This window comes from Altericista sp. CCNU0014, from assembly GCF_044923475.1.
Classification (GTDB): Bacteria; Cyanobacteriota; Cyanobacteriia; order Thermosynechococcales; family Thermosynechococcaceae; genus JAAURS01.
Genome location: NZ_CP137338.1, coordinates 4,179,680 through 4,193,476 on the forward strand (window position 1 = coordinate 4,179,680; position 13,797 = coordinate 4,193,476).

Annotated in this window: 10 protein-coding genes, 1 pseudogene and 1 CRISPR repeat array; of the genes and pseudogenes, 2 read left to right on the forward strand and 9 right to left on the reverse strand. The window is 48.7% G+C overall.

The window, feature by feature from the left end; genetic code table 11:
* Positions 1-203: 203 nt before the first annotated feature.
* Complete coding sequence (locus R6H26_RS19995) at positions 204-641, forward strand: DUF6918 family protein (RefSeq protein WP_404784943.1); 438 nt, start codon at positions 204-206, stop codon at positions 639-641.
* Positions 642-906: 265 nt separating this feature from the next.
* Here the strand turns inward: R6H26_RS19995 and R6H26_RS20000 are convergent, their stop codons facing one another.
* From R6H26_RS20000 to R6H26_RS20020, 5 genes are all read right to left on the reverse strand, one after another.
* Positions 907-3,525 carry an amino acid adenylation domain-containing protein gene (locus R6H26_RS20000; RefSeq protein ID WP_404784945.1) on the reverse strand — a complete coding sequence of 873 codons (2,619 nt, stop codon included), beginning with the start codon at positions 3,523-3,525 and terminating at the stop codon, positions 907-909.
* A gap of 404 nt (positions 3,526-3,929) precedes the next feature.
* Entirely contained in the window at positions 3,930-4,091 is a 162-nt protein-coding gene (locus R6H26_RS20005; RefSeq protein ID WP_404784947.1) for a hypothetical protein, read from the reverse strand.
* A gap of 58 nt (positions 4,092-4,149) precedes the next feature.
* A CRISPR array of direct repeats spans positions 4,150-5,829; the repeat unit is 36 nt; unit sequence GTGCTCAACGCCTTACGGCATCAAAGGTTTCGGCAC.
* Positions 5,830-6,087: 258 nt separating this feature from the next.
* On the reverse strand, positions 6,088-6,381 hold the full coding sequence (gene cas2, locus R6H26_RS20010) for a CRISPR-associated endonuclease Cas2 (protein WP_404784948.1): 294 nt from the start codon (positions 6,379-6,381) through the stop codon (positions 6,088-6,090).
* Positions 6,382-6,390: 9 nt separating this feature from the next.
* Entirely contained in the window at positions 6,391-8,049 is a 1,659-nt protein-coding gene (gene cas1, locus R6H26_RS20015) for a type I-MYXAN CRISPR-associated endonuclease Cas1 (RefSeq protein ID WP_404784951.1), read from the reverse strand.
* A gap of 89 nt (positions 8,050-8,138) precedes the next feature.
* Positions 8,139-8,681: a hypothetical protein gene (locus R6H26_RS20020; RefSeq protein ID WP_404784953.1), complete on the reverse strand. Its 543-nt coding sequence runs from the start codon at positions 8,679-8,681 to the stop codon at positions 8,139-8,141.
* 418 nt (positions 8,682-9,099) lie between these two features.
* On the opposite strand from R6H26_RS20020, the pseudogene R6H26_RS20025 reads away from it, so the two are divergent.
* Positions 9,100-9,989: pseudogene (locus tag R6H26_RS20025) on the forward strand (ISAzo13 family transposase).
* Between the two features lie 160 nt (positions 9,990-10,149).
* Here the strand turns inward: R6H26_RS20025 and cas5 are convergent.
* The 4 genes from cas5 to R6H26_RS20045 are packed head-to-tail and all read right to left on the reverse strand — an operon-like array spanning position 10,150 to position 13,725.
* Positions 10,150-10,863: a type I-MYXAN CRISPR-associated protein Cas5/Cmx5/DevS gene (gene cas5, locus R6H26_RS20030; protein ID WP_404784955.1), complete on the reverse strand. Its 714-nt coding sequence runs from the start codon at positions 10,861-10,863 to the stop codon at positions 10,150-10,152.
* A 9-nt stretch (positions 10,864-10,872) separates the two neighbouring features.
* The gene (locus R6H26_RS20035; RefSeq protein WP_404784956.1) at positions 10,873-11,754 is read right to left on the reverse strand and encodes a hypothetical protein; all 882 of its coding nucleotides are present in this window, start codon (positions 11,752-11,754) and stop codon (positions 10,873-10,875) included.
* 22 nt (positions 11,755-11,776) lie between these two features.
* The gene (gene cmx8 / locus R6H26_RS20040; RefSeq protein ID WP_404784958.1) at positions 11,777-12,427 is read right to left on the reverse strand and encodes a type I-MYXAN CRISPR-associated protein Cmx8; all 651 of its coding nucleotides are present in this window, start codon (positions 12,425-12,427) and stop codon (positions 11,777-11,779) included.
* Between the two features lie 11 nt (positions 12,428-12,438).
* The gene (locus R6H26_RS20045; protein WP_404783412.1) at positions 12,439-13,725 is read right to left on the reverse strand and encodes a transposase; all 1,287 of its coding nucleotides are present in this window, start codon (positions 13,723-13,725) and stop codon (positions 12,439-12,441) included.
* Between the last annotated feature and the right edge of the window lie 72 nt (positions 13,726-13,797).

Consider the following 13,797-nt stretch of genomic DNA (forward strand, 5'->3'; position numbering starts at 1 on the left):
CTACCCCTAGGAGAAGACAGGGGTACGAAAGGCTTTGAAGCCGATAAGTTAGAAGGATGTTTGTCTTGCGAGCAAACCCCCGCCATACCCAAACCTCCCAAAAGCCGCTATAGTCATTGAAAACAGATAGTTGCCATTCCTTAGAAACGTCTTGTGAGGAAGGAAGCTGTCTGTCAAACGAAAATCAAATAGGAAGATGACTTATGGGATTGAGCGAGCAATTAGCGGATGAAGGAATCGCGTCGAGGATTGCGGAAGACTGCGCCAAATTAATGGACGAACAGGTGTCATGTAAGAGCGGAGTTTCTGGAATGGCATTTAAGGCTACTTATAAAGTTGTCAAGGGATTGAGTGCAGATTATATTCCTGGCGCAATACAGCGTCTGTTGCCGGAGGCGATTAGCGCGCTAGAACCGATGTGGGAAAAAGGGATAGAGTTAGGCGACCCAGTGTCATATCTGACACAAAACTGCGAACTGACCGCTGATACGATCCTAAGTGTTACGGATGCAAAAATTCAGCGTGCCAGAAATAAGCTGATCTGTACTTCATACAATCAACTACGCAAGTCTGTAAAAAGTGACATATCGGCAGCGGTTCCAGGCTTTGCTGAAATTTTAAGCAAACACGCCCATTATTGAGTGCTGCTAATCCGGCCATTCATCGAGCTGTGGGAACCGGCAATTAGAAGAGGGCACCCGTTGCACTGCTGCTGAACTGCCGCTACTGACTTTGGCGATCGCCTTCTCAGCTACCCGCTACTCAAACCAGCATCCGAGTAGCTGTAGCAGCGATCGCCCCTTCCCCTCAAGATCGAGCCAAACCCGATCGCTCAGCTCTAGCCAACCGAGGGCGTTTAGGCGAAAGCAAAGGCGAAAGCGGGGCTTCCGCTCTCGCTGAAGAAGACTATGGCAACAGGTTATCTTGGTGAGCCTTATCCAGTAGGTGTTTCAGATGTTGACCGATAATACCGACATTGGGTTCCAGTAAGATACCCAGATGATCTCCCGGCACATCGTAAACGGCCATGCTGTCGTTGAGATAGGGTTTCCAGCCCAAATTGGGATCGAGGGACATACTTTCGTCCGCTTGAGCATCGAGCGCTCGAAACATAACCGCCTGACCCCTGTAAGGTTTTGGCGTATAAATGCGTTCTGCTCGGTCAATGATCTCGCCTATGCTCAAGTAGTCAGTAGTATGAGAGGCTGGTTGTTTGCGTGTTTTCGCTGTGCGGTACTTTACCCACAGGTTGTCGCTTAGGGCGATTGTCCTATCAGTCAATGCTGTTGCTCGATCGATAATGCGATCGGCAACATGGCGCACGCCATGCTTGAGGATTTTTTGGACGTGGAATTGCAATCGCCGATATAGGGAGACTGGTTTGAAGGCAGAGGGCAACATGGCATCAAACAGGATTAACAATTCGGTTTCTTGTCCTTGAGCTACTAATTGTTGCGCCACTTCAAAGGCGACGATGCCGCCAAAGGAAAACCCGCCTAAATAATAGGGACCCGTTGGCTGTACTTTCATGATTTCACTCAAGTAGTAGGCTGCGATCGCCTCCACTTGGTTCGTAGGACCATTCACGCCATCCTTAAAAAGAGCGATTAAGCCATAAATCGGCTGGTCTAACCCCAAATATGGAATTAACGGATAGTAAATGGATGCACCTTCAAACAAAAATAGGGGTGGCTTAGAACCCTGCGTTTGAAGCTCGACTAGAGAAAAGTTCAGATTTGCGACATTGCCCTGGCGGATAACCTTGGCAAGTTGCTCGATCGTCGGAGCGTTAAAGATGACGGATAGCGGTAAGCTCTGGTTTAAGTGTCGCTCGATTTCGTCAGCCAACCGAGCCACGAGCAAAGAAGTTCCACCTAAATCCATAAAATTATCGGTGGTGCCGATCGGCTTAACATTCAGCAGTCGTTCCCAGATCTTTACGAGTTTCGCTTCTAGCCCATCAATGGGCAAAACGGCTCCACTATGTGGAATCATATCGGCAATTTGCGGTGCTGGAAACGCATGCCGATCGACCTTGCCATTAGGCATCATCGGGAAACGTTCCATTGCCACAACTGCCGCTGGAATCATATATTCCGGAAGTTTTCTTTGCAGAAATGAGCGCAATGCAGGCAACTCAATGCGCTGTTGATGCTTCGGAACGATGTAGGCCACGAGGCGCTTTTCGCCAGGTACATCCTCTCGGGCCAACACGATGCCTTGCTGCACGGATGGGTACTGTTCTAGATAGGTTTCAATCTCTGGTAGCTCAATCCGAAAACCTCGAATTTTTACCTGAAAATCGATGCGACCTATGAATTCCAATGTGCCATTCGGTAAATAGCGGGCAATGTCGCCAGTTCGATAGAGCCTCGCGCCAGGGCGATCGCTAAATGGGTTAGCAATAAACCGACTGGCAGTATGCTCCGCTAAGTTGAGATATCCCCTCGCAAGGCCTGGACCGCCAATATACATTTCGCCCATCTCACCGTCGGGTAGTGGGTTCAAGTCCTTATCTAGGATGTAAATCTGGCTATTGGGTAGGGGGCGACCGATTGGAATTTCTGCCTCACTGGGGTTATAGCCTTCCGCCGTCGGGTCAAAAATGGTTGTTGTAACAGTAGCTTCTGTGGGTCCATAGGCATTGAGCCAGCGAGGATATTGCCCTACTAATTGCAGCCACTCTGCATAAACTGCACGAGATGCTTTTTCTCCGCCCACAATGACTAACCTCACCGCTGGCGGTAGGCGAGCATTGAGCAATCCCAGACCGCTGACGAGTCCATGCCAAAAAGCAGTTGGGATGTTCAGCACTGTAATTCGTTCTTGCTCGATAAACTCTAGAAAGCGGCGTGTAGAGCTGATACTTTCCTCCGTTCTGAGTACGATCGTCGCACCGCTGACTAAGGTGGGAAATACTTCTTCAACGAAGATATCGAAGCTGATGCTAGAGAATTGCAGGACTCGATCGCCAGCCTGAAGGGCAAATATCTGGACGATCGCCTGACTGTGGTGAATCATGCCTTGGTGAGCGATCGTGACCCCTTTTGGTTTGCCCGTCGAGCCTGAGGTATAGATCGCGTAAGCCAACTGCTGCGGCGTGGTCAGCATCGGCGGATTTTCAGTGCTGTAGGGTGCGATGTCATGCCAGTCAGTATCGGGGCAGATCGCGCAAGCCTCATGGTCTGGCAAAAGTTCGACTAAACGCTTCTGAGTCAAGATGAATCGCACCTTGGCATCTCGCAACTTATAGGCGCGACGTTCGTGGGGATAGGCTGGATCGATCGGCACATAGGCTCCCCCTGCCTTCAGTACCCCTAACAGGCAAATTACCATTTCTATGCAGCGGTTCATAGAGATGGCAATCAATTCATCGGGTTGCACGCCTCGTGCTTTGAGATAATGAGCGAGTTGGTTTGCCCGTTGATTCAGAGCATGATAGGTAATCATTTGCCCTTGAAAGGATACGGCGATCGCATCGGGGTTTTGGGCAACTTGCGCTTCAAACCACTGATGGATACTCACGTACTCAGATTTAGGAGGTAAAGTTTGAGGCTTATGGATGCAGGAGTCACTGTGGCTGGATATTAGACCAGCAATGCAGAAATCGTAAGTACGATCGTGTAACGTAGCCTGCTGGCAAAGTAGATCTGCATTCCTACCCTTTAAAGAATTCTCAGGGGTCTTCATTGATTAAAACTGAATTTAGCTAGGTATGAACATCATTAGCAACCAACATAAGCGTTGTATCCCCTCAATAAAATGCTGGCTCCCTTTACTTATGAGGGAAAGCCAATCATAGTCACAATGCCGTCAACTCACAGTGTCACTTAAATTAAGGTACCCAATTTTAATTTAAGGTAAAGCTGTGAGGACAAAAAAGGCTGGGATTGATGCTGCTCAAAGGTAAGAAAATCAATGTCAAAGCGTTAACGCAACGGAATCCGTAACGTGCGACTCACCATTTTGGCGGGAATATGGACGCGCAGACTATCAACTTCTTCCCTCAGCAATCGCTCCAAATTTCGCCCTGTATTTTGCATCTCATTAATCACCACTTCAAATTGGGCGGTTGGCGGGTGTTGAGGCAAATTATTGCCAGTCTCAGTAGATTGAAAATTACGGCTTTCCCAAGCGCCCTAAGGTAATGTGCTCAACGCCCTACGGCATCAAAGGTTTCGGCACGCAGGTTGAATTGCGTGCGGTGGAAGGGGCAGCAGTCTGTGTGCTCAACGCCTTACAGCATCAAAGGTTTCGGCACATATAGATTTTCTTTATCCTTGGACTTGGGCGCATGTGCTCAACGCCTTACGGCATCAAAGGTTTCGGCACCGGCACAAACCCCGCCAGCAGATCGACAACCCGTTCGTGCTCAACGCCTTACGGCATCAAAGGTTTCGGCACATTCATACGCCGTCTGTAGCTCCAAAAATGCATCTTGTGCTCAACGCCTTACGGCATCAAAGGTTTCGGCACAGAAAGCTTGACAAAATGTTCCGCTTTCTTCTAAAAGTGCTCAACGCCTTACGGCATCAAAGGTTTCGGCACGTCAGGCTGACCTGAAGGGATACCCTCTATTTCTGCCGTGCTCAACGCCTTACGGCATCAAAGGTTTCGGCACAACCCGCCCTCCTCTAAGTCTGCGATTGCTTCGTCGTGCTCAACGCCTTACGGCATCAAAGGTTTCGGCACACTGACCGAGAGGATTTACCATTGCCAACACTAACGTGCTCAACGCCTTACGGCATCAAAGGTTTCGGCACACCACGTTTTTAGCCGACAATCCCGGCTATAGCATGTGCTCAACGCCTTACGGCATCAAAGGTTTCGGCACCCCAAAAACTTTCACATTCAAGTCAAACCCAAAGAGTGCTCAACGCCTTACGGCATCAAAGGTTTCGGCACGTATCGCCATAGTTGCCAGCATCAAACCGTCGAAGTGCTCAACGCCTTACGGCATCAAAGGTTTCGGCACGACGAAAGAGGTGAAGACATGATGCAAGCAAAAGGGTGCTCAACGCCTTACGGCATCAAAGGTTTCGGCACCAATGATTCCTGAATTAGAAAGAATGATCGCCGATGTGCTCAACGCCTTACGGCATCAAAGGTTTCGGCACTCCCAGCCCGACGCTATGACCTGCCAAGCGGCCTGGTGCTCAACGCCTTACGGCATCAAAGGTTTCGGCACGTCAAGTATCACGTCGCCAGTATTAAGCAGAATGCCGTGCTCAACGCCTTACGGCATCAAAGGTTTCGGCACGCCCACCCTGCGGAATCACCCACCAATTCCTTCTCGTGCTCAACGCCTTACGGCATCAAAGGTTTCGGCACGAGTGGATAGTATAGTGTCATCGTCAGTAGACATAGTGCTCAACGCCTTACGGCATCAAAGGTTTCGGCACAAAATCTCACCTATTTTTGCGGTAAGACAAATATGTGCTCAACGCCTTACGGCATCAAAGGTTTCGGCACGAATTAGGGTTCCCGAGTCTGTCGTAATGGAGCCTGTGCTCAACGCCTTACGGCATCAAAGGTTTCGGCACATATTGCCCCGCTGCCAGTCCACCGGAGCCAGCGCTCGTGCTCAACGCCTTACGGCATCAAAGGTTTCGGCACTTTTCCTCAATGGATAATGGGCGGTCTCCAAATGGTGCTCAACGCCTTACGGCATCAAAGGTTTCGGCACGACTGCTTCCTCTACAGCATTCCCGGTTGCTTTTGCGTGCTCAACGCCTTACGGCATCAAAGGTTTCGGCACATGGTAAATTACAAAACGAATATCTTCAATACCTAGTGCTCAACGCCTTACGGCATCAAAGGTTTCGGCACGGCAGTCGCTAGGACCCTTGCGGGGCAAGGCTCCAGAAACAACCTTGCAAGCAGGATAGAAAAAAACTTCTGCAACAGGAAAACAGTTATAAAGTTGTATGACACATTATCCTGAAACATAAGCACCATAGGCATTTTAACATCTTGCGAGCACCTTTCTACCCCTGCAAAAGCTAGAATCGCTTACACCATAAAGCTTATAGCCTGCTAGTGCTAGTCCTTCCCGCTCACAACCAGCCCACCCTGCAACACCAGCTCTCAGAGAATCCTGAAAGACTCCAGCTCAGTCGGCCACGTTTCAGGACGGTTGCAAGCCACCACCCTTTGCACACAGCGATCGCATATTCCCGCAATCAACAAACTATCCTCCTGCGTCAAAATCTTCTCCAACTCCCAGCGCAAGCGTTCCCGCTCCCGTTGAGACAACACGCATCTAAAAATCGACAACTGCAAAGACTCCCCATAGCCCTGCAAAAACTTATACGCCTTCCGCCAGCGCTTTGGTTCGCGGATATCGTAACAAATCAGATACCAATTTTTTGCCTGAGCCATAAATTCCCCCTACCGTACAACCAACTTCGCAAACAACCCACCTTCCCCCATCCATTCCTTCTCCAAAAGCCGCACCTCCAGCTCAAACAACCTGCGGTAAGACAGCGAATAGCCCAAAATCGGATGCTTCCAACTTTCATCCTTACGGCGCTCGTAAAGCCCAATAAACTTACGAATTCCCTCATTGCTCAGCCATACCTGCTGCCCCCGCACCTCAAAATCCTCATCCGCATCCCACTGCCCGCGATTAATCGAAGCCACAATCGTCATATCCACCAACGGCACCCTAAAAATTTCCATCAAATCCAACGCCAGCGGCGACGCTTGAGTCCTCGGCTGATGGTAAAACCCCAAAGCAGGCTCCAACCCCACCGTCAAAATCGCATTCATCACATCCTTCAACAGCAGCGCATAACCAAACCCCAACAACGCATTAAACCGATCCTTCGGCGGACGACGATTGCGATCGTTAAAATGCAGCAACACAGGCGCATCCTTAGAAACTAGATGAGATAACACCCCAAAATAAATCGCCGCCAACTTCCCCTCCACCCCCAGAAGCGAAGGCAGAGAATCCGCATACTTCACCTGCTTCAAAAGCGCCTGCATTTGGGCGATCGCCTCCACCAATTCCTCGCAGCGATTGCCCCGCTGCCCCCGCATCAAAAACTTCCGCTGACTTTGCCCGCGACACTGCACCAACTGTTTCGCCATCGTCAAGCAAAACGCCGGGTCGCTCAAAGCCCCATACTGCCTAATCCGGCGCTGAATGCTGCCCTGGCGTTGGTCAAAACTGCCAATATAGCGCCCACCCCCAGACACCAGATGCACCCCCACCTCATACTCCTTACAGAAATACAGCGCCTGGGTTGAAATCTGAGAATAGCTGTGCAGTACCACCTGAGACACCTGCCGAATTGCCATCTTCTCCACAGGCTTACCCTTCCGACCCACCTTCAATTGGTCGCCCGATCGTCCCACACAACTCCCAGGCTCCAAAACATGCAACACCTCCCGCTCATCGTCCGCCGGAAACAATCGAATCGGCTGCCACTCGCGATCGTGGGCCAGCCGCGCCTCCTCCGGCAAACAAACCGGAGCCAAAGAGCATCGCGCACACAGGCGTTCGTTTTCCGTCACCGGAGGCCGGAAATTGGAAGTTCTTAGCTCCCTAGCACGGGCAATTGCATCCTGTACCGCCTGTCGCCCTGCATCATCTAACGGCACATGCACCAAAACATTATCGGCATGGTAGCGAATGCGGCCTTCACCGATCTGGATACCCAGCGCAGATTCCAACAGACATGCATAGGAAAGGATTTGGAGGCGATCGCTTTCCCAAGCCTGCGGTTGATTTTGCTCGTCCCGATGGCAGCGTCCCCGCTTATGCTCGTAGGGAATCGTCTGTCCATCGCGGGTACGCAGCGCATCTACCCGACCGCGCAGACCCAGTTCGGGGCTTTCTAGAAAGAGTTCTTCCCAATCTTCCTCTTCTTGTTTTTCTAGCTCCGCATGGAGCCTACGCCCTGCGAAGACAGCAGCATCTTGGGTATAAAGTTCTTCAACTTCTTCGAGGTAGAACAATCTCTCACAATAGGCCAGTGCGTGGAGCGCAGACACTCGAATCGTATTTTGCGTTTGGGCAGGGGATTGTAGAAGGGTAGACATTTTGCTTTATGCTGATTGACTTCTGCATCAATCTGGCATGGGTACCCTGCAAAAACGCTTCCGGGTTGGAGGGAGTCTTCAGAATTTTTTTATCGTTCGTATCGTCGAAGAAAATCGGCTTGTAGCTCGCGTAATTCTACGATTCCAGTCGTGTTTGCAGCCACTTGCTCGGCGTTTGCGGCAATCTGCCTCCCATTAGCAGCGATCATCTCAGAGATTTCAGTGAACCGTTCAGTATTAGCGGCAATCTGCTTGCCATTAGCAGCAACTATCTCAGAGATTTCAGCAATCCGTCCGGCGTTAGCGGCAGCTATCTCGGAGATTTCAGCAATCCGTCCGGCGTTTGTGGCAGCTATCTCAGAGACTTCAGCAATCCGTCCGGCATTAGCGGCAGCTATCTCAGAGATTTCAGCAATCCGTCCGGCGTTTGTGGCAGCTATCTCAGAGATTTCAGTAATCCGTTCGGCGTTAGCGGCAATTTGTTGAGAGTTTACAACTTGTTGCTGAGCGGTTGCTGCTTGCTGCTGAGCGGTTGCTGCTTGCTGCTGAGCAACCATTCGTAATATTGCACGAATTTCGTTAAACTCTTCTGCATGCTGAGCCACTGATGCTTCGAGTTCTGCCTGAGTCATGATTGTCTATAGGGGAAAAATGATACTTAGGATCGAGGATTAAATAACCTCCAGAATATAGGAAGCGTGATAGCTTGAAGATCCTTTCCTTATCTGTTTTTAGATGAATCCCTACCCCTTCGCTATTGAGCAGCAAATGCAACGGCTTTACAAGTCCTTAAATCAAAAGGATCGTCGTCGTTATGGGGCCATCGAAGCTGCGAAACTGGGATGGGGTGGAATATCGTACATTAGCGCTCTGTTTGGGTGTGATTATTACACGATTCGATTGGGGCTATCAGAGTTAGATGATTTAGTGGCCATGAATCAGGCGGGGATTCGGGCAAAAGGCGGGGGACGCAAATCAGCCTTTGAGACCGTCGAGGGACTGGATGAAGTCTTTATTGAGGGGCTAGAGGCGCACACCGCAGGGTCGCCGATGGATGAGGGGCAGAAATGGACAAATCTCAAGCGTCAAGAGATTGCTCAGTTGATCGAAGTTGACGGAAAAGCCATCAGCGTTACCCTCGTTGACCAATTGCTTAAAAAGCATCATTATCGCAAACGCAAAGCTCAGAAACGACTGTCTACAGGAGAAACCGCCCATCGTAACGAACAGTTTGAAAACATCAGGAATCTTAGAAAAACCTATCAAGACTCAGGTCATCCGGTTTTAAGCATGGACACTAAAAAAAAGAGTTGATTGGACTCCTGTATCGAGAGGGTCGTTTGTATACCCAACAAGAGATTCAGGTGCTTGACCATGATTGGCCATCCCTGGCAGAGGGGGTTGCCATTCCCCATGGACTATACGACTTAGACCTGAACATCGGCTATGTGCAGATTGGGGTCAGTCATGACACGGGAGAGTTTGCCTGTGACTCGATTCGCTACTGGTGGAATCATTACGGTTCCATGGAGTATCCGAAGGCCAGTTCTATTTTGATCCTCTGTGATGGAGGCGGGTCTAACAGTTCACGCCACTATCTGTTTAAGCAAGATTTACAGACATTGGTCAATGAATTGGGGATTGAGATTCGCATTGCCCACTATCCACCGTATACCTCAAAACACAATCCCATTGAGCATCGTCTGTTCCCTCATCTGACACGGGTGTGTGAAGGTGTCATTTTTGAGTCGGTGGAAACTGTTAAAGATTTGATGGGTAAAGCCAAGACGAAAACGGGTCTGAAGGTCTTGGCGACGGTATTAGATAAGGTGTATCAAACGGGGCGAAAAGTCACCCAGGCGTTTAAGGAATCAATGGAAATCGTTTTTGATGCTTACCTGCCAAAATGGAATTACACCGCCAAGCCTCAAAAAGCTTAATTCTGGAGGTTATTTAATCCACGATCCTAAGCTCTGATAGATTATAGAGCGGTCGATGCATCGCATCAAGGCAAATGAGATCTAGAGAAGATGCGATCGCCCTTGGGTGGGGGAATGGTGGGGCGATCGCTCTCCAATTAGGACTTCAAATCATGAGGATCTATGCAGAGATTGGCTCAGGCTCTTTGGGAGACCACGTCCAAGCTAGGATTGGTGGCTCAATAGATGGTGAGGCGATCGGGGCAAATAGATAGCTCGTGGTTTTGCTGTTATCAAGGCGATCGATGCCGACTGTCAAGCGTTGCGATCTCTTACGGGGTGCTGAATCAATTTCCATCTTTTCATACCAGTGAGTTAACGGCGGGCTGTCGATAATATCAATGCGATCGAAGAGAAAATTGTTATCCCCAGCAAAGGGTAGACCATAGCGGCGATCATTTAGCTCACCTCGCAAACCCTGCCGGATGCGATCGAATAAGCCCTCAAATTCTTGAATACCGATAATCATATCCAGTCCAACCAGTAACTCTCTTCGCACGGGAACAATCCAAAATTTTGCACCTTTGGTTAGAGGCTTCAAGGTCTCTTTACCAGAATTGCCAACTGGATAACTATGAAGCTGCTGATAAAGAGTACATACTTCAATTTCTGAGCCATCAACTGCACCGATCGCTAGCTGCAAATGGGGAATATCTTCACGAATCTGGGTTGTTGGTTTATCCAGCCCAGTACGCATTTCAATTCCTGCAAGATTTAGAACCAAGCCCAAAGCAGCAGATGGTGGCATAATCGGCATCGTCGAGCGATACACGCCAGCCTGAAAACCGCGATAGGCAGCAAAGGGCGCACGAATACGCAACCACATACAATTCATGATGCTCTCCTAATCTAAAAAGTCGTTTGCAAGGTCAGCAAGCAACTTTTGCGGATTTTCATACAGCTTAGCGCCAGCATCTTGGAAGCGTTTGCGTTCCTCTACTTTCATATTACGAACAATCTCACCACCTACCCAAAACTCACCAGCAGGCAAATCGTCAGATTTCAACCGTGACAATTCGGGGAAATCCCCATTTTCATCAAATCCGTAGGTATTAAACCCTGCGACAAGACAAGGGGTAAGTCGCGCAACAATGCTCTTGGGAGCCATTTCGTAATAGCTTCGTGCATGACCACCTGCTACATCTGAAAGCTCACTAATTGCTTTGAGTAAAGCTTTCACCCAATCAGGCTGACTCTTGCAGTCATTATAAGCGAGTGCAAAAGGATATTGATAAGCCGTGTGGGAAATCTCACGGTGTAGCAGCGCAGAGTTAGCCGAGTTTTTCCAAGGACTAACTCCTGCATTTTGGGGAGATTGGTGAAAAGTCGCATCAAATCTATAGGGATTTAAAGCTAATGCAATATTCATTCGCAGAATACTATCGCGCTTAGGTGGCATTCCTTTATTCTTTTTAATGGCATCATTATCGGCAACCATGAAGCCAAACAAGAAATCATCAGCATACTTTGCAGCATTTGGAAATTCTTGGAACTCAACGGCAAGTTGATCTTGATCGTGTAAACGTTTTCGATTAGATGGTACGCCTGCGGCGATCAGCATTTCGCGCAACGCATTTCGCATCGATTCTGGGCTAATCACCGTATATTCTTTTTTGTCTTTGGCAATTTTCTGGAGAACTGTACGATTCTCTTCGCTTTCACCACGATAGTTAGAGCTTGGTGCAGCATAAGTGAGAACGGTTGCAAATAAATTCTTGTTAGTCATTGATTTTTCCTGTGATCAAAAATTAGCTGTTAGCAGAGAGAGCAAGCATAGTCAAAGTACGCACTTTGTCCGTGTCTTCATAGAGATCGCGAGTTAGTTTCTCAAAACTTTCCTCGTTCATTCGCTGTGATACAGAGCAAATCGTAGAGGCAAAGTAATTGATAAAGTCAGATTTTTCAGTACGGCTGCGAACATCTAGAAAAGCAGACTTAGCAATTTTAGCCTTCTTCTCGCGATACTCCTTCTCTTTCAGCGATCCTTGTACCTCTTTCCACTTGAGTTGATATTTGCCATCCAATTTACTTAGGACATAGGACTTAACCAAGCGTAAAACAAGTTTTTCGCAAGAGTATTCAACAACTTCAACATCAGAATTTTGTTCTGTTTCATCGGTCATATTTTCTACCTCATATTTAAATGATTCGCGAACATCATGACAGAAATATTCATTTTCCATCGTTTGCTCCGAGGCAATGGTGCATAGGAGCGAATCAAATCCCATGTACCAAGCTTTGTTACTCACCAGATTGAGTAATCTTTGGCGGCGAAATGTAGCGTGCCACAAGTGTTCTCGAATTTCGCGATACTTATCAATCCATTCTCGTTCGGGTGGATCGAGCCGAGTGGTACCGAGAAGCCGAACATTATTGCCTTGCTTTTCGGTGTGAATCACAGTTAGTGTCCCTAGTTTTTCGCCACAGATTTGAGACGGTCATGCTTGGTATGGTCACGCTGTAAGACCAAGAAGAAAATGGTCAAACAACTGTCTTCATTGGGGAACGCACCAATTTCATCGGACTTGTTCCTAAACTCTCGAAACAATCGTTCGAGCGCATTAGTGGTTCGGACGAGTGGATATAAGGATGGGTTCAAATCATAGAAATTAAAGGTCAAAACAATATCTCTCAAAAAGGAGCGGATGGCATTAGGTTCAACAGACTGCCAAGTCTCGACAAAGACCACCAATCGCTCAATGGCTTCCATCCAATCATCGGTTTTATAGATGTCATAGGCGTCAGTCTTAATCTGGGTATAGCGAAGCTTCTTTGCTTCTGGAAGGTCTAGGGTCTGACCTTGCGCATCTTGGATGGATAAATTCTCATAGCCCAGATGACGCAGCATTGCCCTGATTTTATGAGTGATGCACAGTTGATGCTGGGCCTGAGGTACCCAGGCTTTGAGCACAGCGGGCAATCCATTGGTCCCATCACTGACGACAACCTCAACCCCATCAAGCTTCAATCCACGCTCCTGTAAACCCTTGAAAAAAGACTCCCAGGCGAATTGAGATTCACTCTCGGCAATCTCATAGTGCAAGATTTCACGAGTGCCATCTGGATAAATGGCCATTGCCACTAAAACAACCCGTTCTTCGGCTTGACGCAAGGCGCGCACATGTCCAGCTTGGTCTTCAAAGGTTTCCCCGCTTGCATATTGAATTCTCACCCAAACACCATCGACAAGCAAAATGGGTACAGCAGTGGTAATTTTTGCCGTGCGCCGTTGATTCATCTGCTGTTGAGCGGCTTCTGTGATTCGGTTGATGGCATTGACCGATAATACAGCCCCGAGTAATGGATAGAGCGCTTCTTGCAAGTCTCGCAAGGACAGGCCCATGACATACAGACTTAGACAAAAGTTTAATAGACTGCCAAGGCCCCGTTGATAGCGCCCCAAGATTTGCCAGTCTCGGTCTCTGTTCCCATGGCGCAGCTTGGGTACCGACAAGGATTCGATGCGCCCGTATTCGCTATCAAGGACTCGCTTGAAGTAGCCAGACCGACGAGGTCGTTCTCCCGCAAGCTGATTGAGATGCTCTTGTAATTCTTCGCACAGAGCTGCTTCTAAGACGCTTTGCGTAACCCCCAGAACCTCTGTATTCAGTTTTTCCTGTAGGACTTCGTTCAACTCTGGATATGGATTTTGGGTTTGAACCCGCAGTATTTGGGCTTTGCGTGTGACGATATCCATTCTCTGTTGGCCTGAATCTCTTATCCTCAGACCTTTTCACGCTTTGGCCTCTATGGCGAAAAACTCAGGACA